This window comes from Mesorhizobium sp. WSM4308, from assembly GCF_002294905.1.
Classification (GTDB): Bacteria; Pseudomonadota; Alphaproteobacteria; order Rhizobiales; family Rhizobiaceae; genus Mesorhizobium.
Genome location: NZ_NSFW01000008.1, coordinates 65,990 through 87,747 on the forward strand (window position 1 = coordinate 65,990; position 21,758 = coordinate 87,747).

Below are 21,758 nucleotides of genomic sequence, written 5' to 3' on the forward strand. Positions count from 1 at the left end.
CTTTCGGGCGCCGACAGTCCTATGCAAAAAAAACGGAAGCTGGAAGCGTCCCCCAATACCTTCGCTCACCACTGCTGCGCGTTACATCCGCGCCCTGGCCGAAGAGGGATCATAGGGCGAATCCGCGATGACCTCAGCGGTCTTCCATTCCCCCAGAATGGCGACGTCGAGCTTCGTGCCGGGCGTGCCGAGACGCTCGGGAAGCAGCGCCAGCGCCACATCGTGGCCGAGCGTGTAGCCATAGCCGCCCGATGTGATGCGGCCGACCAGTTCGCCGCCGATGTACAGCCCTTCACTGGCAAGCGTGCTGGCGCCGTCGGTTTCTATTCTGAGCGTCACCGACCGGCGCTGGTCGCTCCTCGCCTTGTATTTCACGACCGCGTCGCGGCCGACGAAATCGCCCTTGTCGAGGCGGATGAAGCGCTCGAGCCCGCTCTCCAGCGCGTTGAGTTCGGGATTCATGTCGCGATACATGGCGCGGTAGGATTTCTCCAGCCGCAGCGATTCCAGCGCATGCAGCCCGACGAGCCGCATGCCGTGCTTCTCGCCCTCTCTCAGGATCGCGTCGAGCAATTGCCGCTGGTGGGCCATCGGATGGTAGAGTTCCCAGCCGAGTTCACCCTCGTAGTTGACGCGCAGCAGCCGCACGTCGCTGGCAAGCGCCACGCTGCCGGTCTTCACACCGAACCAGGGAAAGCCCGCATTCGACAGGTCGATCTCGGTGAGTGGTTGCAGCACGTCTCGCGCTTTCGGCCCGACGACCGTGAAGCAACCGCGCTCGTTGGTGACGTTCTTCAGGCTGACGCTGCCGTCGGCGGGAAGCAGCCTTGAGAGATCGTCGAAATTCCAGCGTTCCGCGCGCGGCGTCGAAATCAGGTAGAAACTGTCGTCGCCAAGGCGAGCCACCATATATTCGGCCTGCACGCCGCCGGCAGCGGTAAGGTGATGCGCCAGCACCGCCCGGCCGGTCGCCGGCAGGCGGTTGGCGAGGATCGTGTCGAGCCAGGCGGCCGCGCCTGGCCCCGATACTTCGAACTTGGTCATCGGCGTCATCTCGACCAGGCCGACGGCGTTGCGCACCGCCTGCACCTCCTCGCCGACGAAGACGCCCTTTTCAGTCCAGCGCCAGCTGTACTGGTCCTTGGCCTCGACGCCCTTGGGCGCGAACCAGTTCGGCATTTCCCAGCCGTTGAGCACGCCCCAGACCGCACCCAGTTCGGTCAGCCGCGCATAGGACGGCGCGGTCTTCTGCGGGCGGGCGGCGGGCATGTCCTGTCCCGGATATTTCTGCTTGGCATGCGTGCCCCAGGCCTCGCGGACCTTCTCGCGCGTCCAGGCCTTGTTGGCATAGTCGCCGAAGCGGCGCGGATCGAGATCGGAAGTGTCGAGGCTGTTGCCGCCCTCGACGATCCGCTCCGACAGGTAATAGCCGATCGTGCCGCCCCACAATATGCCGCCCGGCACGCCCTCGGCCAGCCACACATTGGGCAGGCCCCAGGCCGGTCCCATCAGCGGAAGCTCGTCCGCCGTCATCTGGAAGGGACCGCGGACATTGGCCTTGATCCCGGCACGTCCCAGCGCCGGCACGAGCTGCGTTGCCTGCTCCCAGTTCCACGACACCGCCTCGAAATCCTCTTCGACGAGGTCGGCGCCGAACCAGGCGGGAACGCCGTCCTCTGCGAACAGCTTGAGGTGTTCGGTGCGCTCGTAGGGCCCGAACATGAAGCCGTCGCCTTCCTCGCGCAGATAGCCTTCAAAACCCTCGTCGCGCAGGATCGGCATTTCGGCACGTCCCTGCTTTTTGCGCTCGACGATCTCCGGCACGGGCTCGGTGATCCAGTACTGGTGCAGGATCGGGATGGCGGGGATGTCGAGGCCGAGCAGCGCGCCGGTCTGGCGCGCGTAATTGCCGGTGGCGCAGACCACATGTTCGCAAATGATGTCGCCCTTGTTGGTGGTGACCCGCCATTCGCCGCCGGCGGTCCGCTGAAAGCCGGTGACCTCCGTGTTCAGGTGGATCCTGGCACCCAGATCCCGCGCGCCCTTGGCCATGGCATGGGTCACGTCGGCCGGCGCGATATGGCCGTCGTCGGGATGATAGAGCGCGCCGAGCATATGCTTGTTGTCGAGAAGCGGGCAGAGCGCCCTCGCCTCCGCCGGCGACAGCAAATGCGCCCGCATGCCCTGAACATCGGCCACGCTCATATAGCTCTTGTATTCGTCGAGCCGGTCCCTGGAATTGGCGATCCGCAACTGGCCGCATTTGTGCCAGCCGACCGGCTGTCCGGTCTCGGCCTCCAGCCCTTCATAGATCTCGATGGTCTTGTTGATCATCCGGCCGATATTGATGTTGCGGGCATAGGACGGGACGAGGCCCGCCGCATGCCAGGTCGAGCCGGCCGTCAGCTGCGTGCGTTCGAGCAGCGCGACGTCGGTCCAGCCGCGCTTGGCCAGGCCGTAGAGGATGCCCGCGCCGACGCACCCGCCGCCAACAATCACCACCCGCGCATGTGTCTGCATCGACCCACCAAATCCCAGTCATTTCCAATGTGTAGGGTCGAAGCTACAGACGGCGAAAGACCCTGTAACGTCTTCAAAAACTAGGGGTGATGATAAGCTGGATTTATGCAGGCTCCACGTGGCCGAGTCCTAGCCGAAAATCCGCTCGCCCTGTTCATCGACCAGCTGGATGCCCTTCTTGATCGAGATGTCGACGGCGTCGTCGAGGCCGGCGAAGCGGTCGGCGCGGATGAATTTGTGCTCCTTCACCACGCCGTCGATCTCCTTGGAGACGATACCGCAGGTCTGGTACTGGCCATCGTTCTTGTAGGGTGTAGCGCTGATCAGGAAACCCTTGTGCTCGACCTGCTTGGCGGGTGCGGCACTCTTGGCCTCGGCCGCTTCACCGCCGCCACCGCCGAAAAGACGTTTCAGAAAAGACATGGCTCAAATCTCCTTGTTCGCCCTGCGATCGCGGCCTGCCTGTCCGCGATTCACGACGCTGTTGTCCCAGCATGCGCGAATGTGCCGCCGCGTTCCAGCCCCCTCTCACTGTTCCGCCGCTGTCCTGACGACCGGTTCTGCGTTGCGGGAGGCGCATGGGAATTCAATCACGATCGGCAATATACCGCTGCGTGCCATGAATGTCCTTGAATATGGGTGGCGATATTTCGTACCAGTAAGCCGTTCATGACCAGCGAGTTGCGACCCCGTTGCTACACCGGCTTCGGCAAGTATCTTCTGAACCGCCAACCGACCCGCTCACGCTGTGTCGCAGCGGCATACCGCATAATCGGGTTTGACGTCGGCTTGAAGGACAACCGTATGATTGAACGTCTTGCCACCGGAAGCGCATTGCTTGGTGTACCGCTTGCGACGATTCAAGACGGCACCTTGCGCTACACCTACAAGGGCGTGCCCACCTACAAAAATCCATTCGATCTGGCGCTGTACCAAATGCTGCTTTGGCAGCAGAAGCCCAGGACATTGATCGAGATCGGCTCCAAATGGGGCGGCAGCGCGCTCTGGTTTGCCGATATCATGCGCAGCTTCGGCGTCGACTGCGTCATTCACTCGATCGACATCACGCCGCCCTCGATCAGCGTGCCGGGCGTGACGTTTCATCGTGGCGACGGTCGCGACCTGGCGGCAACCTTACCGGCGGATCTGATCGAGAGCCTCCCCAGACCGATGTTCGTCATCGAGGATGCGGACCATCATTGCGAGACGACGCTCGCCGTGCTGCGCTTCTTCGATCGTTGGCTGGTTGCGGGAGAGTATATTGCCGTCGAGGACGGTATTGTCGACGATCTTTATGGTCCAGAATTTGTCGCCAAGCTGATGGGCGGCCCACGCCGTGCGGTCGAGCTGTTCTTGCGCGATCGTGGGCAGGACTATGAAATCGATACCGGCCTTTGCGACCACTTCGGCACCAATGTGACCTGGAACGTCAACGGCTATCTCCGTCGCGTTCGCTAGAGCAATTGCAGAAAAGTGTGAAGCGGTTTTCCCGGGAAAAGCGCTTAGCGCTTGCCCTTGGGAATTGCGTAAAAGGAAAATACTCTCACTCCTTGCGCCACCAGGATCCGGTCCAGTCGACCTCCTGCATCGGTGCCGTGATGCCGTGTTGATCGCGAAAATCGATCACCGCGCGCTGGCATGGATCGAGAGCGCGATCGTCGATGATGACAACACCGCCCTGGGACAATTTGGGGTAAAGGGAATTCAGCGCCACAATGGTCGACTCGTAAAGATCGCCGTCGAGCCGCAGCAGCGCGAACGGCCCGGCCGACAGCGACGGCAGGGTGTCGCTGAACATCCCTTCTACGAACACGACCTGCTCGTCGAGCAGCCCATAGCGTGAGAAATTGTCCTTGACCGTCTCCAGCGAGACGGCCAGTTCCTTGAACACGTTAAGGTTCCACCCGGTATCCCAGGGATAGAGCTCTTCGTTTGGCGCCGGCAGGCCGGCGAACGAGTCCACGACATAGACCTTGCGGTCGTGGATCTGGTTCGCGGCAAGAACGCCGCGCATCAGGATGCAGCAGCCACCGCGCCAGACGCCCGTTTCGATGAAGTCGCCAACGATGCCGTCGTCCAGCACCTGCTGTGATAGATTGCGCAAGCTCTCGAGACGCGCCTGGCCGACCATCGTGTGAGCCTGCGTTGGCCAATCCTTGCCGATCGCGCGGGTTTTCGGGTTGAACGGCTCGACCACCATCGGCTGAACCTCCGGGTTGATCGCGGGATCCTGGTAAATCGTGTTGGGCAATATCCTGATCAGGAGATCAAGATACAATTCCCGCGCTGCTGGAGTTGAATCGTTGACTGTCGTCATCATCCGGCCCTTCATTGCTCCGATCTGCCACGTTCGCGAATCCGCGCGACGCGTCAACCCTCAACGTCAAGCCAATTGCTCAGGACGATGTCCTGCGCGAGCGTTTGGAATGCAGCCGATCCGGAACGAGTTGACAATGGTGAGCAGACGAAGACCGTCTATTGCAAGGCCGGTGGCTCATAGGTCTGTCAAGGCGCCGGCCTTCAGCTTGGCTTGCCGAAGGCCTGCAAGCCTTCAACGTTTCGATTTCACGACGCTGTTGTCCCAGCATGCGCGAATGTGCCGCCGCGTTCCAGCCCCCTGATGAAGACGGCGACCAGCAGTTCGATCTGCCGGTCGATCTCGTCGGCCTGCCGGCGAACGGACCTGCCGGCGTAGCCGCTGGTGACGATGCCATGCACGCTTGACCACAATGTGCGCGCGGCTATCCGGCGCGTATCGTCGTCAAGGTCGAAGTCGCCGCCGGCGAGCACGCCGGCAATGATCTCGAACAGCTGGTCGAGCCGCGCCTCATAGGCAGCCGGCTCGGTCAGTGCCAGGCGCCGCCTGTTGAAGGCGAGCAGCGCCGGCCAGCTGCCCGGATGCGCCTCGACGAAGCGCACATAGGCGCCGGCCAGTGCCAGCAGGCGCTGGCGCACATCGGTGATGCCGCGCTGGGCAAGATCGGCCATCGCCGCCGCCCCTGCCGCGCCCAGCCGGTCGAGCAGCCGCATGTTGACGGCACGATGCACCCCGTCGAGGTCGGAAAACAGATTGTAGACCGAGCCGACCGAAACGCCCGCCTGCTCGGCGATGGTCCTGGCCTTCAGATTGTCCATGCCGCCCTCGTTGAGCAGCGCCTCGGCAATCGCCAGCACCCGCTCGCCTGTTTCTTCCCTGTCCAGCGCCATGCTTGTCCTCATGGATGCCGTGCCCTCGGCCCGGCTGTTTCGAACCACGATCGTCCCTCCGTCTACCACATCCGGGATTTCGTGAACAGTGTTCAAAAACGAATGCCTTTCGGCCGAGATGACCGCCAAGATCGAGAAGGCCCGCAACGAAAAGCTGATCAGCGGGTATGTCTGCAAGGAATGATCCGCATCCGCGCTGACGCAAAAAAGCCCGGGGCGCCCCGGGCTTTTTTGTGCCTTGCAGAACTTGGGTTCCTCGCCCCCACGGGAGTGGGGGAGAGGTGGCTCGGCGAAGCCGAGACGGAGAGGGGAATGGCTCGACCTTTAATGAGGTCTGAGAAAACTTGCCAGCGCCGCAGCCCCCTCTCCGACCGCTTCGCGGCCACCTCTCCCCCATTTCATGGGGGCGAGGAACCCAGGTCTTGCGAGGTCGCCACCAGCACCGTGCTTTGAGCCTCAGCGGTGCGTCAGCGCTTCCAGCGCTTCCGCCGCGGCTTCTAGAATGGCGATCGCCTCGGCCTGCTTTTCGGCCGGGGCGTCGACGATGTCGCCCAGCGCAGCGCGCAGGCGGTGGCGGATGGCGCGGAATTCGTCGCGCGTTTCGGAACGCTCGCCACGCCCGCCCCGGCCACCGCGGCGGTCCTCGCCATCATCGTTCCAGCCAAACCAGTCGCGCGCCTTGGCCATCTTGCGGCCGAAGCGCTCGAGGTGGTCGAGCACGCCGTCGATCATCTCGCGATTGTCGGCAAGATGCGCCTGCCCGGCCTCGGTGATGGAAAACACCTTCTTGTTGCCTTCGCTCGACGAGACGGCATAGCCGGCCTCTTCCAGGAAGGTCAGCGTCGGGTAGACCACGCCCGGGCTCGGGCTGTAGATGCCGCTTGTGCGCTCTTCCAGCGCCTTGATGATGTCGTAGCCATGGCGCGGCGCCTCGGCCAGCAGCGAAAGCGTGATCAGCTTGAGGTCGCCGTCGGCCAGCATGCGGCCGGCGCGGAACATGTCGCCAGGGCCACCGCGTCCGCCGCCGCGGCCGCCGTGGCCGCCGTGGCCGAACGGACCAAAGCCGCCGCCTCTGCCACCGAATTTGCCGGCCATGTGCATGAACATGCGTTCGCCGAAATGACTATGTCTGTGCATGATTGCTCCTTGAGTTCTATCTTACGATATATCTTAATTAGGCACCTGCCCTGCTGGTGTCAAGATATATCTTACGATGTATCGGAATGCGCCGCCAGCCGGATCGGCCTTCCCGGGTCTTGTCGTTGCAGACGACGGAGTTGGATGCGTTCGGCTACCAGCGGCCCTTGCGCCGGTTCCAGGCGTAGAGCAGGTCGGCGAACCGGTCATAGGCAAGTCGTGTCAACGGCAAGGCAACCGGATTACCGAAAAGCGCGGCCAGCCAGCCCTCGCCCGGTGTCGCTTGCCATATGGCAATCGCGACATCGGCGCCGACCAGCAGCCGGCCGGCCGCGTCGGTGGCGTGCAGCCGGCGGCGGATGTCTTCCAGCGAAGCGCCAAAACGGCCAAGCGCCGCCGGCTCCAGATTGATGTCGCGAAACTCGATCCTCCCCGCCTGGACCGCTTCGATCAGCCGCCGCTTTTGCCGGCTGATGCCCGCATCGCAGACAGGGCATCGCGTGTTGTACCAGACGGTCAGTTCAGGCTTGGGTGTTTGCTTGAGCATGATGTTGGCATGCTCAGCCGTGGCTATGCCGATGATGCAGGTCCGGATAATGCGGATGCCGGTGGCGCATCGGCGCGTGCCGGTGCCAGTGCGAATGCGGCTCGCTCACCGGCCCGTCATGATCGTGCTGGTGGTGCTCGTCATGCGCATGGCTGTGCTCATGTTCCAGCGCCTCATGGTCGTGCTCGTGCTCATGGCGTTCCGACAGATGCAGCCACAGGCCGACACCCATCAGAAGCCCCGCGATCACCAGTTTGAGAGTGACGGCATCGCCCAGCATGACGATGGCCACAAGCGCACCGATGAACGGAGCGAGCGAATAATAGGCGCCTGTGCGCGCCGTCCCGAGATGGCGCAGCGCCAGGATGAACATCACCAGGCTGACGCCGATACCGAGGAAGCCGACCGCGGCCGTGGCCGCGACAATCGACATCGTGGGAAACGACGCCCCGGCGGCAAGCGCCAATCCGACATTGGCCGCACCCGCCACCAGGCCTTTCAGCATGGCGATCACCACGGGGTCGGTGGCTGAAATCCTGCGCGTGAAATTGTTGTCCAGCCCCCAGGCCACGCAAGCCCCCGCCACCAGCAGGGCGCCCGGGTTGAAAGCAACGCCGCCGCCGTCCCATGACAACAGCACCGCGCCCGCCAGAATGGCGAAGGCGCCAAAAAGCAGGCGCCGGTCGACATTCTCGCGATAGACGAGCCAGGCGATCGCCATGGTCGCCAACCCTTCCAGGTTGAGCAGCAGCGCTGAACTGGATGCCGTGTTGAGGCTGAGGCCGAACATCAACAGCACCGGCGCGAGGATGCCACCCATGCCGATTGCCAGCGCCAGCCAGGGGATATCCCGGGCGGCCAGTTGCGCTTCGCCAGCCGCCGCCTGCCTGCCGCGAAGCAAGCGATAGAGAGCGAGGCCGAGACCGGCGCCAAGATAGAGCAGGCCGGCCAGCATGAAGGGGTTCACGGCGTCGAGCAGCAGCTTGGAAAGCGGCGGCGTCGCGCCGAACAGAGCGGCCGAGCCAAGGGCGAGCGGCACGCCGGGCCAAAGATGCGAATGTGTTTCGGACATCATCTCACCCTATGACAGCCGCGCATGGCCTCGGTGCATCCGTTGTCGCGAAACAGCGCCCACTCTTATCAAGGCAAGGCTGCCAGCCAGTATCGAGACTTTCTTCATCGCGATCCTCTGGCCGCAGTTTATCACGGCAAAGCGTCCTGTCCTGCGGCAAAGCGCCGTCAGGCCGGGTATCTTGTCGTCGCCTTCGAACCCTGCCGCCTGCTATCCAAGCGACGAGATGATCTCGCGGTAGGCGAATTCGGGGAAGGCTTTCAGCGTCCGCGTCCGGATGTTGCCGGCGGCCGCCAGCATCAGCGAGAAACGCGCCAGGACCGCATCGTCGGGTGCTTCCACCACCGCCACCATGTCGTATTCACCCATCGTCAGGTAGAACGCCTTGAACGAGCCGCCCATGTCGCCCAATTGTTTCCTGGCGGCATCAAGCCGTTTCGGCGAATCCCGCACATTCTTCGCGCCCTGCTCCGTCCAGTTCATCAGCACGATGTAGCTTGTCACGGCACACCTCCCTCCGGGGCCACGGAGCACGGCGTCTTCGCCGGGGCGGGCATCCGGGTTGTCGCCCAGAAAATGCATCCGACCTGGAAATTATCCTCCCGATGGATGCGAGCCGCAAGAGCGCGTGTCACAAACGAAAAAGGGCGCCAGGGGGCGCCCTTTTGTTCTTGCTGTCGGTATGTCTCAGCTGTCGAGGAAGCTGCGCAGCTTGCGCGACCTGCTCGGGTGCTTGAGCTTGCGCAATGCCTTGGCTTCGATCTGGCGAATACGCTCGCGGGTGACCGAGAACTGCTGGCCGACTTCTTCCAGCGTGTGGTCTGTGTTCATGCCGATGCCGAAGCGCATGCGCAGAACGCGCTCCTCGCGCGGCGTCAGCGAGGCCAGAACGCGCGTGGTGGTCTCGCGCAGATTGGCCTGGATCGCGGCGTCGATCGGCAGGATTGCCATCTTGTCCTCGATGAAGTCGCCCAGATGCGAATCCTCCTCGTCGCCGACCGGCGTTTCGAGCGAGATCGGCTCCTTGGCGATCTTCAACACCTTGCGCACTTTTTCGAGCGGCATGGCGAGCTTTTCGGCCAGTTCCTCCGGCGTCGGCTCGCGGCCGATCTCGTGCAGCATCTGGCGCGAGGTGCGCACGATCTTGTTGATCGTCTCGATCATGTGCACCGGAATGCGGATGGTGCGCGCCTGGTCGGCGATCGAACGCGTGATCGCCTGCCGGATCCACCATGTCGCGTAGGTCGAGAACTTGTAGCCGCGGCGGTATTCGAACTTATCGACCGCCTTCATCAGGCCGATATTGCCTTCCTGGATCAGGTCGAGGAACTGCAGGCCGCGATTGGTGTATTTCTTGGCGATCGAGATGACGAGGCGCAGATTGGCCTCGACCATTTCCTTCTTGGCGATCGCGGCTTCGCGCTCGCCCTTCTGCACCTGGTTGACGATCTTGCGGAATTCCAGGATCGAGATCGCCGTTTCAGTGGCCAGATGCTGGATCTCGGCACGCAGGTCCTTGATCGCATCCTTCTCGTTCTTGGTGAATTCCTTCCAGCCGCGCGAGGTCAGGTTGCCGATCGCGCGCGTCCAGTTGGGGTCGAGTTCGGAACCCTGATATTCCTTCAGGAACTCCTCGCGGCGCACGCCATAGCTTTCGGCGAGGCGCAGCAGCTTGCCCTCGTTCTGCACCAGGCGTTTGTTGATGTCGTAGAGCTGCTCGACCAGCGCCTCGATGCGCGCCGTGTTGAGCGACAGCGACTTCACCGCCTTGATCAACTGGTCCTTCAGCTCCTTCAGCCGGCGGTCCTGGCTGGGCGACAGCGTGCCGGCGGCGGCCAGACGGTTCTCGACCTGCTGGTCCTGCAGCTTGCGCAGCTTCTTGTAGGTGTCGGCGATGACGTCGAGCGTCTCCATCACCTGCGGACGCAGTTCGGCTTCCATCGCCGCCAGCGACAGGCTCGCTTCGTCCTCGTCTTCCTCGTCATCGTCCCCGATGCCGCGCGTATCGGTGCCGACATTGGTGATGTCGTCTTCCTCGTCGCGTCCGCGCCGCGGCTTTTCCTCGGCCTTGGGCGCTTCCTCGATGCGCTCGACCACCGGCGCCTGCTTGGCCTCCGGGCCGGCATAGGTGGCTTCGAGATCGATGATCTCGCGCAGCAGGATCTTGGATTCGTTGAGCTCGTCGCGCCAGATGATGATGGCCTGGAAGGTCAGCGGGCTTTCGCACAGGCCCGCGATCATCGTCTCGCGGCCGGCCTCGATGCGCTTGGCAATGGCGATTTCGCCCTCGCGCGACAGCAGCTCGACAGAGCCCATCTCGCGCAGATACATGCGCACCGGATCGTCGGTACGGTCGGTCGGCTCTTTCTTGGTTGTGGTGGCGGCGACCGCCGTGCCGGTCTGTTCGGCCAGCTCGTTGGCGTCTTCCTCGGCGTCCGCCGCGGTGTCGCCCGCCTCGGCCTCTTCGCCCTGCTCGTCATCCTCGACGACGTTGATGCCCATGTCGGACAGCATCGCCATCGTGTCCTCGATCTGCTCGGAGGTCACTTCCTCGGAAGGCAGCACCGAATTCAGCTCGTCCATCGTGACATAGCCGCGCTTCTTGGCGGCCTTGATCATCTTCTTGACAGCATCATCGGAAAGGTCGAGCAGAGGGCCATCGGTGGCGCCTTCGCGTTCGGTCTCGACCTCTTCCTTTTCCTTAGTCGCCATAATTTTTATCTTCTCCTAGCGGCCGGGCATCGGGGCCGCGTAAGCTGTCGGACCAGTCAAATCGGATAGGCTCGTTTTGAAACGCGCTTCACCGGGCCACTAACTTCATTGATCGTTAAGTCCAGATTAACCCTGATATCTGTGGCAGGCTGCCTGCCTGTCCAGTGACCAGTACCTCACATCGCTCATTTCCCGTCGGCGCGGGTGCGGGTTAACGTTTCGAATCGTCCTGATTCCGCCATTCTGTCTGAAGGTCAAGCGCCTCTGGCATGATTCGCATGAAAAAAGCGAATCAATTACCCGACTTAGCGCGCCTTGCTCCCCTGGGAAGCCCGGCCACGCTCTCATTCTTGCACTCAGCTGCACTTAGGCTCGCCCAGCCCTGCCCGACGAAACGCCAAATCCTTCGATCAGCGCTTCCGTCGCCTGCACATCCTGAAATTGCGCCTGAATTTCGATCAGATGGCGGAAGTTTTCGTCCGAGGGATCCGCTTCGAGCGCCGCTTCCGCCTGTTTCAGCTCCTTATGTAAGGTGCGCGCGCTGCGCTGCAAGTGCAGTGCCTGGTTCAGAGCGTCACGGGCGTCGTCAAGTGCTGCCGTCTCCAGCGCCGGCCATTGCCGCGCCCGCCGGATCAGGCCGACCGCGCGCTCCCAGATCTCGGCGCAGCCGGCACGCTCGATCGTCGCCACCACGGCGTGGCGGTCATTGGCCATGTCATGCGCCATTGCGTCAAGGATGGCGGCGTGCAGCCGCTGCAGATCGGAATTGGCGAGGTCGAGAAATTCGACATGGGCGAAATTCTCGTCGATCAGCGCCGGATGGTTGACCAGCGCCACGATGATCGTCGCCTCGCGCACAGACATCCCTTCGCTGCCGCGCTTGACCAGCGCCGACTGGCCGAGGCTTTCGGTGATCGCCATGCGACCGCCGCCAGGCTTGGCGAACTGGCCGCCGGGTGCGACTGCCTTGCCCTGCCCCGGTTTCCAGTCCTGGCGTCCTTGCCGCGCATCGCGCTGCGAGCCGAAGAAGCTCTTTTCCCGCTCGCGCATTTCCTGCTGGTAGTGAAAGCGCGTGCTTTCGTCGCGGATGCGGCTGGTCAACTCCCGCAGCGTCTTTCCCAGTTCCGCCCGCCGCTCCGGCGTGTCGAAGACACCGCCAGCTGTCTCGCGCATCCACAAAAGGTCGACCAGCGGCCGCGCATCGGCAAGCACTGCGCGGAACGCGTCCGGCCCTTCGGCCTTGACGAGGTCGTCGGGATCCTTGCCTTCCGGCAGCAGCGCAAAACGCGCCGAGCGCCCGGCCTGCACCGACGGTAACGCCAGATCCGCCGCACGCCATGCCGCCTTCAACCCGGCCTTGTCGCCGTCGAAGCACAGCATCGGTTCGGGCGCCATGCGCCACAGCAATTCAAGCTGGTTTTCGGTAAGCGCGGTGCCAAGCGGCGCCACGGCATTCTCGAAGCCGGCCTGCGCCAGCGCGATGACATCCATATAGCCTTCGACCGCAATGACCGTGCCGCCCTTGGCCAGCGCCTTTCGCGCCCGGGCGAAATTGTAGAGCACGTTGCCCTTGTGGAAGAGCTCGGTGTCGGGCGAGTTCATGTATTTGGCCAGCGCATCGGGCGCCAGCGCCCGGCCGCCAAAGGCGATGATCTTGCCGCGCGAATCCGGTATCGGGAACATGATGCGGTCGCGGAACCAGTCATAGGAGACCGGAATGTCGTCGCCATGGCGCACCAGCCCGCAGGCTTCGATATCGGCCTTCGGCACGCCTTTTGCAGCGAGATGCTCCTTCAGCGCGTTGCGGCTGTCCGGCGCGTAGCCCAGCCGGAACGACTGCTGCGTCACCGGCGTCAGCCCGCGGTCCCTGAGATAGGCTCGGGCCTTTGCCCCCTCAGGCCCCTGCAGCCGCTCCTGGAAGAAGGCGGTCGCCATCTCCATGACGTCGGTCAGGCTGGCGCGTTCCTGCTCGCGCCGCTCTTCCTGGGCGTCGCGCACCGGCATCGGCACGCCGGCCATGTCGGCGATCTTTTCGACCGCTTCGGGGAAACTCATTCCGTCGAGTTCGGTCAGGAATTTGAAATGATCGCCCGAGACCGAGCAGCCGAAACAATGATAGCGGCCCTTCTTGTCCTCGCAGTGGAAGGACGGGCTTTTCTCGCCATGGAACGGGCAGCAGGCCCAAAAGTCGCCACGCGACGCGTTGGTCTTCCTGCGATCCCACGCGACGCGCTGGCCGATGACCTGTGAAATCGGCACGCGGTCGCGGATCTCGTCGAGAAAGGCGGGTGGAAAGCGCATTGAGGGAACTCGTTTCCCCACCATATAATCATGCCAGCGAAATCCGACGACCCCCAATACCGGCCATACCCGGTTTCCACAGGGTAAAAGGAAGGGCGGCCGTTACAGGCCGCCCTTCCTTCTCAGCCCGGTTGCGGCGCTTACTGCGCGGCGAGCGCGCCGAAGATGACGCCAGAGAGGATGCCGACCAGCACATAGTCGTTGCCGACGCGGATCCATTCCTGGCCGCGGCCGGGACGATGCAGGCCGTAGCGGCCATAGTCGCGGATCGGCCGGTGCTGCCTCCAGCCGGAATATTTCTGGCCATTGCGCCAGTGGTTCCGCTTCACGACGACTTTCTTCTTGAAGACGCGCTTCCTCACATCATTGTGGTGGCCCGGCTTCTGCCAGTCGACCTTGGTGTAATTCGACTGCGGCACGACCGGCGCGTTCATCGGCGCGGCCTGGCCGGCAAGTGAGGTGGCGGCCAGCATCGAGACGGCGACGACAGAAAGAACAATGCGCTTCATGAGAAATCTCCTTGGTTGTCGATGCCCGAGGAATAGCGGCCGGCGGATGAACTGAAACTGAACGCCGGCATTACAATTGTGTAATGAAATCTTCTGTTTATTGCCGATACTTGAACATCATCGCAAAGATGAGTGTCGGCCACTCGGCAAAAGCAGCCATTCCAGACCGGCCAAAGCCCGGCTGTGCAGCCATTCGCGCACCCATCCATTTCCCGACACGGCCTGTCGCGCCGCGACGGCCTCTTGAAATCGACAAAGTTTTATTACCCGGCTAAAATATTCCGGCTATTATTCACAGTGTCATGACCATGATTCGAACCCTTGCTTTTCCGCCTGTTGGCCGCGCCGTCCGCACTGCGTGCCCTGTCCGCATGCAGGCGCCGAAATGAGCGGTTCCGTCGTCCTTTTGCATCTGGCCGGCGCCGTGGCGCTGATGCTGTTTGCCACCCGCATGGTGAAGACCGGCGTCGAGCGCGCCTATGGCGATGTGCTGCGCCACAGGCTGCGCGCCACCATGCGCAATCCGATCATGGCGGTGCTGGCCGGCACCGGCCTCGCCATCGCCCTGCAGAGTTCGACCGCCGTGACGCTTTTGGTCGGCTCCTTCGCCGGTTCCGGTATCGTCTCGGGCGCCGCCGGCCAATTGGCCGTGCGCGGCGCCGAGATCGGCTCGGCGCTCGTGGTCAAGCTGCTGACCTTCGACCTCACGCTGCTGGTGCCGCTCTGCCTGATCACCGGCACGGTGATGTTCATGGCGACCGAGCGGCGCGACTGGCGCCAGACCGGCCGCATCCTGGTCGGCATCGGCCTCTTGATCCTGTCGCTGGAAATGATCGGCCAGGCGTCGGAGCCGCTGCGCAACAGCCAGCTGATGCCGGTCATCATCAACTACTTCTCCAGCGATTCCATCACCGCCTATCTCCTGGCGGCGCTGATCACCTGGCTGTTCCAGTCGAGCATCGCCGCGGTGCTTTTGATGGCGACGCTGGCCGGCCGCGGCCTGATCAGCCCGGAACTCGGCGTCGTCCTCATCCTCGGCGTCAATCTCGGCTCCTCCATCATCGCGCCGATGCTGACCCGCTCGGCCGGACCCGCCGTGCGCGTCGTGCCGATCGGCAATCTGCTGATGCGCGGGCTCGGCTCGCTGGTCATTTTGGTCCTTTTCATGATCGTCCGGCCGCATGTCGGCTTCCTCGGCACCACGGCGGCTGACCAGATCGTCAACGCCCACATCCTGTTCAACGTCATCATCCTGCTGGCAGGCCTGCCGCTGGCCGGCTTCGTCTACCGCGCCTCGGAGAAGATCGTCGCGCTCGGCACCAAGGCAGCGCCGGCTGCCTCGCTCGACGTCATCGAACTGTCCGCGCTCAACGAAAGCGCGCTCGATGTGCCGAGCCAGGCGCTGGCCAATGCCACGCGCGAGGTGGTGCGGGTCTGCGAGACGGTCGAGATCATGCTGAAGCGCATCATTGAGCTCTATGAGAGTGCCGACGCCGACAAGATCAAGGCGCTGGCCGCCCTCGACGACCGTGTCGACCGTAAACATGCGGCGATCAAACTCTACCTCGCCAAGGTCACCAAGAACCCGCTGACCGAGGACGAGGCGCTGCGCTGCCAGGAACTGATCGGCGCCTGTGTCAAGCTCGAGCAGGTCGGCGACATCATCGTGCGCAACATGCTGGTGCATGTGAAGAAGAAGGTCGATCGCGGGCTGGAATTCACCGACGAGGGATGGAGCGAATTGTGCGCCTTCCACGGCTCGGTGCTGGCCAATGCAAGGCTTGCCTTCAACGTGCTGGTCTCGCGCGACCCCGAAACAGCGCGCCAGCTGGTGCTGGAGAAGGACCAGTTGCGCGACCGCGAGAAGGAAACCAGCGCCAGCCATTTCCTGCGGCTGCGCGAAGGCACCGCCAAAAGCGTCGAGACAAGCTCGATCCATCTCGACACCATCCGCGACCTCAAGCAGATCAATTCACTGCTGGCCTCGATGGCCTATCCGGTGCTCGAAGAGCGCGGCCTTCTCACAGGATCCCGACTGAAGGCCAGCTAGCGAGAAGGGATTTGCCACGGCGGCGTCAACTTGGGAACAAGCTTGCGTCGTTCCGGCTCGAACGGCAAAATTAGTCTTTGCTCACCCTGCCTCCCGTCGGCTAAGCATCCGATGCCCCCGGGAGGAAATCGATGGATACCCATTCGCGCAGTTTCGCCAAGGCGCTTTCATGGCGCATGACCGGCACCATCGACACGATCATCATCTCGCTTGTGGTGACTGGCAGCGTCAAGCTGGCGGCCGCCATCGGCGTGACGGAGGTCTTCACCAAGTCGCTGCTCTATTATTTTCATGAGCGCGCATGGCTGAAGATCCCTTACGGCCGCAGGACCCCGGTCTAGGAGCTTGCCCACTGCCGGCATGCGCTGCGTGACCGATCGCGCCGGCGCCAAGGGGAGCAGTCAAGAAAAGCTAAAGTCGCGACAAAAATTTCTGGATTGCCCGCGCCTCCTATCCGTGGTTTGACGCCGTTCCAGCCAAGGCTTTCCCATGTCGCTTCCGCTCATTGCCCTGTTCATTGCCGCTTTTGCCTTCGGCACTACCGAATTCGTCATTGCCGGCGTGCTGCCGCAGGTGGCGGAAGGGCTCGGCGTTTCGGTTCCCTCCGCCGGCTACCTCGTCTCCGGCTATGCCTGCGGCATCGCCATTGGCGGTCCGCTGCTGGCGCTCGCCACCAAATCCCTGCCGCGCAAGACCTTGCTGCTCGGCCTCGCCATCGTCTTCACCATCGGCCAGGCGGCCTGTGCACTGGCGCCCGACTTTACCTCGATGCTGCTGCTGCGCATCGCCGTTGCCGTCGCGCACGGCGCCTATTTCGGCGTCGCCATGGTGGTCGCCGTCGGCCTGGTTCCCGAGGACAAGCGCGGCATGGCAGTGGCGGTCATCCTGTCCGGCCTCACCGTCTCCAACGTCATCGGCGTGCCGGCAGGCACCGCCATCGGCAACATCTGGGGCTGGCGCGCGACCTTCTGGGTGATGTGTGCGTTCGGCGTGGCGGCAACGCTGGCGATGACTGCCCTTCTGCCGCGCACCGCCGGATATCAGGCCAAACCGGCCGGGCTGGCGCGTGAGGTCCGCGTGCTGGCGCGCCAGCAGGTCTGGACCTCGCTGATCCTGATGCTCATGCTGATGCTCGGCCAGTTCTGCCTGTTCACCTACATCACGCCGACCTTGCTGGAGGTCACCGGGCTCGACGAAGATCTGGTGCCCTGGGTGCTGCTGCTCAACGGCGTCGGCGCCACGCTTGGCGTCTTCCTCGGCGGCAAGCTGTCGGACTGGAAGCTGATGCCGTCGCTGATCACCATGCTGGCCCTGCAGGCGGTGACGCTGGCAGTCATCTATGCCGTCAGCCCCTATCCCCTGCCGATGATCGTGGCGATCGTCATCTGGGGTGGCCTCAACTTCGCCATCGGCACGCCGATCCAGACCCGCATCCTGGCGTGGACGGCCGATGCGTCCAATCTCGCCTCATCGCTGATCCCGTCCGGCTTCAATGTCGGCATCGCGCTGGCAGCGTCATTGGGCGCCGCCATGCTCAATGCCGGCTACGGCTATCGCAGCTTGCCGGTGGTCGGCGCTTTCGCCATGCTGGTCGCCGTGGTGGTGGCTGTCACCTCCCAGGTCTGGGAAGCGCGCAGCAATGCCACGCCGCCGCTGACGGCACCGGCGGAGTAGACCACGATCCGCATCGCCTCCTGCTGTGACGGCAAGACGGTCGGCGACTGCTATGTCATCCGCGCGCTGTCAGACCACGCGCTGTGTGCGGACGAGCATGTCTGATACTGAGATCCGGTCCGACGCGGGCCTCGGCCTGGGCGCGTGCCGTTCGTGAGACCAGGAGCAGACATGACGAGCACTGTCAGCGATTTCGGCTTGAGCTGCGGCAGCTTGCCGGCCGGCGCGCGCAATGCGATCACCGATGTGCCCGGTGTGCGCGTCGGCCACTGCACGCTGCGCAACGGCGACACCAACACCGGCGTGACCGCGATCCTGCCGCATGGCGGAAATCTGTTTCGCAAGAAGGTGACGGCGGCAAGCCATGTCATCAACGGCTTCGGCAAGACCACCGGCCTGGCGCAGGTGCAGGAGCTTGGGGCCATCGAAACGCCTGTTCTCTTGACCAACACGCTCTCGGTCGGAACCTGCGCAACGGCGCTGATCCGCGACGCCATCCGCCAGAACCCGGATATCGGCCGCACCACCGGAACCGTCAATCCGGTGGTCGGCGAATGCAATGACGGTCCGCTGAACGACATCCAGGCCCTGGCGATATCAGAGGAACACGCCCTCGCCGCGCTGGCCGACGCGCATGCGGGCGAGGTCGAGCAAGGCAATGTCGGCGCCGGAACGGGAATGACTTGCTTCGGCTTCAAGGGCGGCATCGGCTCGGCGTCCAGAAGAATCGCGCTCGGCGGCGGCCATCATCTCGGCGTTCTCGTTCTGTCGAATTTCGGCAGACCCGGAGACCTCGTTCTGCCCGATGGGCGCCGGCCGGACCCAGGACAACCGGCCGCGGATGAGCGCGGCTCGGTCATGATCGTGCTGGCAACCGATGTGCCGCTCGAACACCGCCAGCTTGAAAGAGTGGCGCGCCGCGCCGGGGCCGGCATCGCCAGGCTCGGCTCCTTCTGGGGCCATGGCAGTGGTGACATCGCCATCGCCTTCAGCACCGGCAATCTGGTCGACCACGATGAAAGCCGCGATCTGGTGCCGCTGCTCGCGCTCAATGAGGCGCGCATCGACATCCTTTTTCGCGCGGCGGCGGAAGCCACGCACGAGGCGGTGTTGAACTCCATGCTGTCGGCCGTGGCCTTCACCGGCAGGGCCGGCAAGCATCGCGCATCGCTGGCCGACTGGCTGCGCGATCAGCAACGTTGATGCATGTCGCCCAAAAGTGACCTCGGTTTTGGGAACGCGACATGCATAAAAAGACAGACCCGAAGCGCGCCATGCATCCGTTTCGATGTGACGCGCTTTAAGGCGACCTACAGCTCGATCCGGAACCGCAAACTCTCCGCCCCGCCGTAGGCGGCGTCCTCGAAGAAGCGTGCGACCAGCCTGCCGCCATTGGCCAGGATCACCTTGTGCGAGGCCGGATTGCCTGGCTTGGCGGTGATCTCGACACAGGGCAGGCCGACCGCCCTCGCCTCGTCCAGCATCAGCCGCAAGGCCTGCGTGGCGTAGCCGCGCCGCCGCTTCCACGGCACCACCGCATAGCCGATATGGCCAAGCACGTGCGAGGGCAGTTCCGCCGTGCCCTTTTGCCAGCGAAAGCCGATCGAGCCCGATGCCTCGCCATCCCAGATCCAGCGGCGGAAGCCCGGCAGGCGCGGCACTTGCGTGCCGTCGGGCAAGGTGATCGGGCCGCCCTTCGCTTCTGGGTCGTCGAGGCTGGCCAGGAAGGCCACGGGATCCTGCTCTATCTCCGCCAACTGCTCGCGGGTCGCCTCCTGGAGCCGCACATTGTCCGGCGACCAGCCGCGCTCGAGCGCCGCCTTGTAGGACGGCAGATGCTCAAGCGCCGGTTTGACGATCTCGATCATGATCCATGCTCCCTGGCAGCAGGCATAGCCGTGGCCGTCCGAGCGCTCAAGCCACCTGAAAGCGGATCTCGCCCTTGTTCAGAGACATCGGCCGCAAGCCTTGGACCAGCGTCCCGGTCTATGGGCGGTGCGCGCGCCGGCCCCGGTTCTTCGTGCGGACTTGCAGGCTCGCTAAACAAGATGTGTTTCGCCGATTGCCGCGAGACATTTTATGATTGATTGCGGATATAACACCGCAGGGATTCGCATGGCTTCGGCAGGAGAATTGAACCGGTGCGGTTGAGATTTTTTCCCCTGGGTGTAGTCGTCACCCTCGGCCTTCTTGTCATCGTCATTGCGCTGACCGCGACGGTCCGGTCCATTGCCGCGCCCTCGGCCGTCCCGGCCTGGCTGCAGGCCCATGTCGGCGACAGCGACGGCCAGATCTCAACCGTGGTGCTGGAGCGGGCGCGGGGGCTCTACCTGAAAAAGGTGGCGCAAGGCGTGGTCAGGAACCCCTGTTACTTCGCCATGGATGCGACACGTCCCGGCGACATGGGCAACGGCGTGCTAGGGCGCCGGTACTACGTCATTTGCGAGGCCAGCCAGTCGTTTCACGCCATCTCGTCGGGTCACGGCGGCGGCCGGAATCTGAAAGGCACGGTCGATTTTTCAAACGGCAGGCGGTGCTCCAAGAACTTCGGCAATGCCATGGATTCCGAACTGACCGCCGGCGGCGCCTACATGACCAGCGAGGCAAAGACCTCCTTCAAGGGTTTTTATCGGACCGGCGCGAAACGGGACGTGGCTTTCCAGCGCACCTTCATCCAGTTCGACGGCGAAGGCGAAGCCGCCAATGCCAGGCAGCGGGTGATCGGCGGCCATGCGGCGCAGGTGCTGCGCGGCATGTGCATGCGCAAAGGCCCCAACAGCTCCTACGCCGACCATGACGGCCTGGTGCCGTTCGGCAAGCTGGTGGACTATGCCGGCGGCCGCAGCAATGGCTGCACCAGCTGGTCGCCAACGGATGCGCAGCAGATCATCGCGATGGTGAAGGACAATCCGACGACGCTCTACATCTATCCGGAATCGCGTGATATCGCCGCCGTCGCGCAGGCGGCAAAAAGCCATTCGCCATCGGGCGAAGCATCCTATTGGAACGCCTCCTGCCTGAAGGAAATCGGCGCGCCGAAATTCTGGCCGCGAAAAACCCTCGAGCCGATCATCGCCCAATACAAGCAGGACCACCCGGCACCGCCACCGCAGCCGGTGCCGATGTGCAAGGAGCCGTGAGGTCCGCTCCACGTCGCGAGACAGCAGACCTCACCGGGGTAGACTCTCGGTCAGCGCAGAAAACCGAGCACGGCCTCCATGAACTCCGCCGGATACTCCACATTCGACAGGTGAACCGCCGGCAGCACGACCAGCTTCGCGCCGGGCACGGCCGCCGCGATCAGTTCGCTGTGGCTGGCGGCCGTCACCGTGTCGTGCTCGCCGGCGATCACCAGCGTCGGCCGGTTGATCAGCGACACCGTGCGGCGAAGATCGGCATCGCGAACGGCGGCGAACAGGCCAGCCAGGCCTTGCCGGTCGATAGCGAGCAGCATGGTGCGGAATTCCTCGATGACGGGTTCATTGGCCGTCACCATCCGCGCGGGGAACCAGTTGTTGAGGAAGACTTCGGCGGTTTCCGACATGTCCGGCGCCCGCCGGACAACGGCAATCCGCTCGTCGAAATAGCTTGCCGGCGCCAGATGGGACGAGGTGTTGCTCAGGATCAGCCTGTCGATCCGCTCCGGTGCATGGATGCCGAGCCACTGCCCGACGAAGCCGCCCAGCGACAGTCCGAGGAAATGCACACGTCCAAGCCCGAGTGCATCGAGCAGTTCGATCACGTCGCGGCCGAGCCGGTCGAGCGAATACGCACCGACCGGGGCGCTTGATCCGCCATGGCCGCGAAAATCGTAGCGCAGGACACGGAAATGTTTTGAAAGCTCGCCGGCCTGCCCGTCCCACATGTGCAGCGTGGTGGCGATGGAGTTCGACAGCACCAGCACCGGCTTGGCGGCATCGCCATCGAAACGATAGGCGATGCGCGTGCCGTCGCCGACAGTCACGAAACTCAGCTCATTCATGATGAAAAGTCCTTCTGGAACGATGAATGAGGCGGAGCGTAGTCGCG

Annotated in this window: 19 protein-coding genes and 1 pseudogene; 7 read left to right on the forward strand and 13 right to left on the reverse strand. The window is 63.6% G+C overall.

The features are described from left to right. Positions 1 to 81: 81 nt before the first annotated feature. Both CK227_RS16180 and CK227_RS16185 read right to left on the reverse strand, forming a co-directional pair. Positions 82 to 2,520 (reverse strand): FAD-dependent oxidoreductase, encoded by a 2,439-nt coding sequence (locus CK227_RS16180; RefSeq protein ID WP_095773653.1) that lies wholly within the window; start codon positions 2,518 to 2,520, stop codon positions 82 to 84. A gap of 129 nt (positions 2,521 to 2,649) precedes the next feature. Beyond that, positions 2,650 to 2,943 carry an HlyU family transcriptional regulator gene (locus CK227_RS16185; RefSeq protein WP_095773652.1) on the reverse strand — a complete coding sequence of 98 codons (294 nt, stop codon included), beginning with the start codon at positions 2,941 to 2,943 and terminating at the stop codon, positions 2,650 to 2,652. A 246-nt stretch (positions 2,944 to 3,189) separates the two neighbouring features. Between CK227_RS16185 and CK227_RS16190 the strand changes: the two genes are divergently transcribed. Next, on the forward strand, positions 3,190 to 3,978 hold the full coding sequence (locus CK227_RS16190) for a CmcI family methyltransferase (RefSeq protein WP_245318153.1): 789 nt from the start codon (positions 3,190 to 3,192) through the stop codon (positions 3,976 to 3,978). Between the two features lie 85 nt (positions 3,979 to 4,063). On the opposite strand, the gene CK227_RS16195 is transcribed toward CK227_RS16190, so the two are convergent. The 9 genes from CK227_RS16195 to CK227_RS16240 form a co-directional block, all read right to left on the reverse strand. After that, positions 4,064 to 4,840: a TylF/MycF/NovP-related O-methyltransferase gene (locus CK227_RS16195; protein WP_095773731.1), complete on the reverse strand. Its 777-nt coding sequence runs from the start codon at positions 4,838 to 4,840 to the stop codon at positions 4,064 to 4,066. A 245-nt stretch (positions 4,841 to 5,085) separates the two neighbouring features. Continuing rightward, positions 5,086 to 5,727: a TetR/AcrR family transcriptional regulator gene (locus CK227_RS16200; RefSeq protein WP_095773651.1), complete on the reverse strand. Its 642-nt coding sequence runs from the start codon at positions 5,725 to 5,727 to the stop codon at positions 5,086 to 5,088. Positions 5,728 to 6,183: 456 nt separating this feature from the next. Continuing rightward, positions 6,184 to 6,864 (reverse strand): PadR family transcriptional regulator, encoded by a 681-nt coding sequence (locus tag CK227_RS16210; protein WP_095773649.1) that lies wholly within the window; start codon positions 6,862 to 6,864, stop codon positions 6,184 to 6,186. A 154-nt stretch (positions 6,865 to 7,018) separates the two neighbouring features. Continuing rightward, positions 7,019 to 7,411, reverse strand: a complete 393-nt coding sequence (locus CK227_RS16215) for a DCC1-like thiol-disulfide oxidoreductase family protein (protein WP_095773648.1) — start codon at positions 7,409 to 7,411, stop codon at positions 7,019 to 7,021. A gap of 13 nt (positions 7,412 to 7,424) precedes the next feature. Continuing rightward, entirely contained in the window at positions 7,425 to 8,483 is a 1,059-nt protein-coding gene (locus CK227_RS16220; RefSeq protein WP_095773730.1) for a DMT family transporter, read from the reverse strand. A 210-nt stretch (positions 8,484 to 8,693) separates the two neighbouring features. Further along, a complete protein-coding gene (locus CK227_RS16225; protein WP_027047268.1) occupies positions 8,694 to 8,987 on the reverse strand; it encodes a GYD domain-containing protein in 294 nt (97 codons plus the stop codon). A gap of 183 nt (positions 8,988 to 9,170) precedes the next feature. Then, positions 9,171 to 11,195 (reverse strand): RNA polymerase sigma factor RpoD, encoded by a 2,025-nt coding sequence (gene rpoD, locus CK227_RS16230; protein WP_095773647.1) that lies wholly within the window; start codon positions 11,193 to 11,195, stop codon positions 9,171 to 9,173. Positions 11,196 to 11,561: 366 nt separating this feature from the next. Then, complete coding sequence (gene dnaG / locus CK227_RS16235) at positions 11,562 to 13,496, reverse strand: DNA primase (RefSeq protein ID WP_095773646.1); 1,935 nt, start codon at positions 13,494 to 13,496, stop codon at positions 11,562 to 11,564. A gap of 140 nt (positions 13,497 to 13,636) precedes the next feature. Continuing rightward, the gene (locus tag CK227_RS16240; RefSeq protein ID WP_095773645.1) at positions 13,637 to 14,005 is read right to left on the reverse strand and encodes an RcnB family protein; all 369 of its coding nucleotides are present in this window, start codon (positions 14,003 to 14,005) and stop codon (positions 13,637 to 13,639) included. A 385-nt stretch (positions 14,006 to 14,390) separates the two neighbouring features. Between CK227_RS16240 and CK227_RS16245 the strand changes: the two genes are divergently transcribed. The 5 genes and pseudogenes from CK227_RS16245 (at position 14,391) to CK227_RS16265 (ending at position 18,932) form a co-directional block, all read left to right on the forward strand. After that, complete coding sequence (locus CK227_RS16245) at positions 14,391 to 16,055, forward strand: Na/Pi cotransporter family protein (protein ID WP_095773644.1); 1,665 nt, start codon at positions 14,391 to 14,393, stop codon at positions 16,053 to 16,055. A gap of 131 nt (positions 16,056 to 16,186) precedes the next feature. Then, positions 16,187 to 16,396 (forward strand): DUF2061 domain-containing protein, encoded by a 210-nt coding sequence (locus CK227_RS16250; RefSeq protein ID WP_095773643.1) that lies wholly within the window; start codon positions 16,187 to 16,189, stop codon positions 16,394 to 16,396. Positions 16,397 to 16,544: 148 nt separating this feature from the next. After that, on the forward strand, positions 16,545 to 17,729 hold the full coding sequence (locus CK227_RS16255; protein ID WP_095773642.1) for an MFS transporter: 1,185 nt from the start codon (positions 16,545 to 16,547) through the stop codon (positions 17,727 to 17,729). A gap of 9 nt (positions 17,730 to 17,738) precedes the next feature. Then, positions 17,739 to 17,834 (forward strand): annotated as a pseudogene (locus CK227_RS37305) (MerR family transcriptional regulator); the annotation flags it as partial. A gap of 66 nt (positions 17,835 to 17,900) precedes the next feature. Further along, complete coding sequence (locus tag CK227_RS16265; protein WP_095773641.1) at positions 17,901 to 18,932, forward strand: P1 family peptidase; 1,032 nt, start codon at positions 17,901 to 17,903, stop codon at positions 18,930 to 18,932. Between the two features lie 107 nt (positions 18,933 to 19,039). Here the strand turns inward: CK227_RS16265 and CK227_RS16270 are convergent, their stop codons facing one another. After that, complete coding sequence (locus CK227_RS16270; RefSeq protein WP_095773640.1) at positions 19,040 to 19,597, reverse strand: GNAT family N-acetyltransferase; 558 nt, start codon at positions 19,595 to 19,597, stop codon at positions 19,040 to 19,042. 273 nt (positions 19,598 to 19,870) lie between these two features. On the opposite strand from CK227_RS16270, the gene CK227_RS16275 reads away from it, so the two are divergent. Next, a complete protein-coding gene (locus CK227_RS16275; protein WP_095773639.1) occupies positions 19,871 to 20,869 on the forward strand; it encodes a hypothetical protein in 999 nt (332 codons plus the stop codon). A gap of 50 nt (positions 20,870 to 20,919) precedes the next feature. Here CK227_RS16275 and CK227_RS16280 read toward each other — a convergent pair whose 3' ends face one another. After that, complete coding sequence (locus CK227_RS16280) at positions 20,920 to 21,711, reverse strand: alpha/beta fold hydrolase (RefSeq protein WP_095773638.1); 792 nt, start codon at positions 21,709 to 21,711, stop codon at positions 20,920 to 20,922. Positions 21,712 to 21,758 lie beyond the last annotated feature (47 nt).

Excerpts from the sequence above, each read along its gene's own strand:
- CK227_RS16180 (WP_095773653.1), bottom strand. The coding sequence starts at position 2,520 with ATGCAGACACATGCGCGGGTGGTGATTGTTGGCGGCGGGTGCGTCGGC.
- CK227_RS16185 (WP_095773652.1), bottom strand. The coding sequence starts at position 2,943 with ATGTCTTTTCTGAAACGTCTTTTCGGCGGTGGCGGCGGTGAAGCGGCC.
- CK227_RS16190 (WP_245318153.1), top strand. The coding sequence starts at position 3,190 with ATGACCAGCGAGTTGCGACCCCGTTGCTACACCGGCTTCGGCAAGTAT.
- CK227_RS16195 (WP_095773731.1), bottom strand. The coding sequence starts at position 4,840 with ATGATGACGACAGTCAACGATTCAACTCCAGCAGCGCGGGAATTGTAT.
- CK227_RS16200 (WP_095773651.1), bottom strand. The coding sequence starts at position 5,727 with ATGGCGCTGGACAGGGAAGAAACAGGCGAGCGGGTGCTGGCGATTGCC.
- CK227_RS16210 (WP_095773649.1), bottom strand. The coding sequence starts at position 6,864 with ATGCACAGACATAGTCATTTCGGCGAACGCATGTTCATGCACATGGCC.
- CK227_RS16215 (WP_095773648.1), bottom strand. The coding sequence starts at position 7,411 with ATGCTCAAGCAAACACCCAAGCCTGAACTGACCGTCTGGTACAACACG.
- CK227_RS16220 (WP_095773730.1), bottom strand. The coding sequence starts at position 8,483 with ATGTCCGAAACACATTCGCATCTTTGGCCCGGCGTGCCGCTCGCCCTT.
- rpoD (WP_095773647.1), bottom strand. The coding sequence starts at position 11,195 with ATGGCGACTAAGGAAAAGGAAGAGGTCGAGACCGAACGCGAAGGCGCC.
- dnaG (WP_095773646.1), bottom strand. The coding sequence starts at position 13,496 with ATGCGCTTTCCACCCGCCTTTCTCGACGAGATCCGCGACCGCGTGCCG.
- CK227_RS16240 (WP_095773645.1), bottom strand. The coding sequence starts at position 14,005 with ATGAAGCGCATTGTTCTTTCTGTCGTCGCCGTCTCGATGCTGGCCGCC.
- CK227_RS16245 (WP_095773644.1), top strand. The coding sequence starts at position 14,391 with ATGAGCGGTTCCGTCGTCCTTTTGCATCTGGCCGGCGCCGTGGCGCTG.
- CK227_RS16250 (WP_095773643.1), top strand. The coding sequence starts at position 16,187 with ATGGATACCCATTCGCGCAGTTTCGCCAAGGCGCTTTCATGGCGCATG.
- CK227_RS16255 (WP_095773642.1), top strand. The coding sequence starts at position 16,545 with ATGTCGCTTCCGCTCATTGCCCTGTTCATTGCCGCTTTTGCCTTCGGC.
- CK227_RS16265 (WP_095773641.1), top strand. The coding sequence starts at position 17,901 with ATGACGAGCACTGTCAGCGATTTCGGCTTGAGCTGCGGCAGCTTGCCG.
- CK227_RS16270 (WP_095773640.1), bottom strand. The coding sequence starts at position 19,597 with ATGATCGAGATCGTCAAACCGGCGCTTGAGCATCTGCCGTCCTACAAG.
- CK227_RS16280 (WP_095773638.1), bottom strand. The coding sequence starts at position 21,711 with ATGAATGAGCTGAGTTTCGTGACTGTCGGCGACGGCACGCGCATCGCC.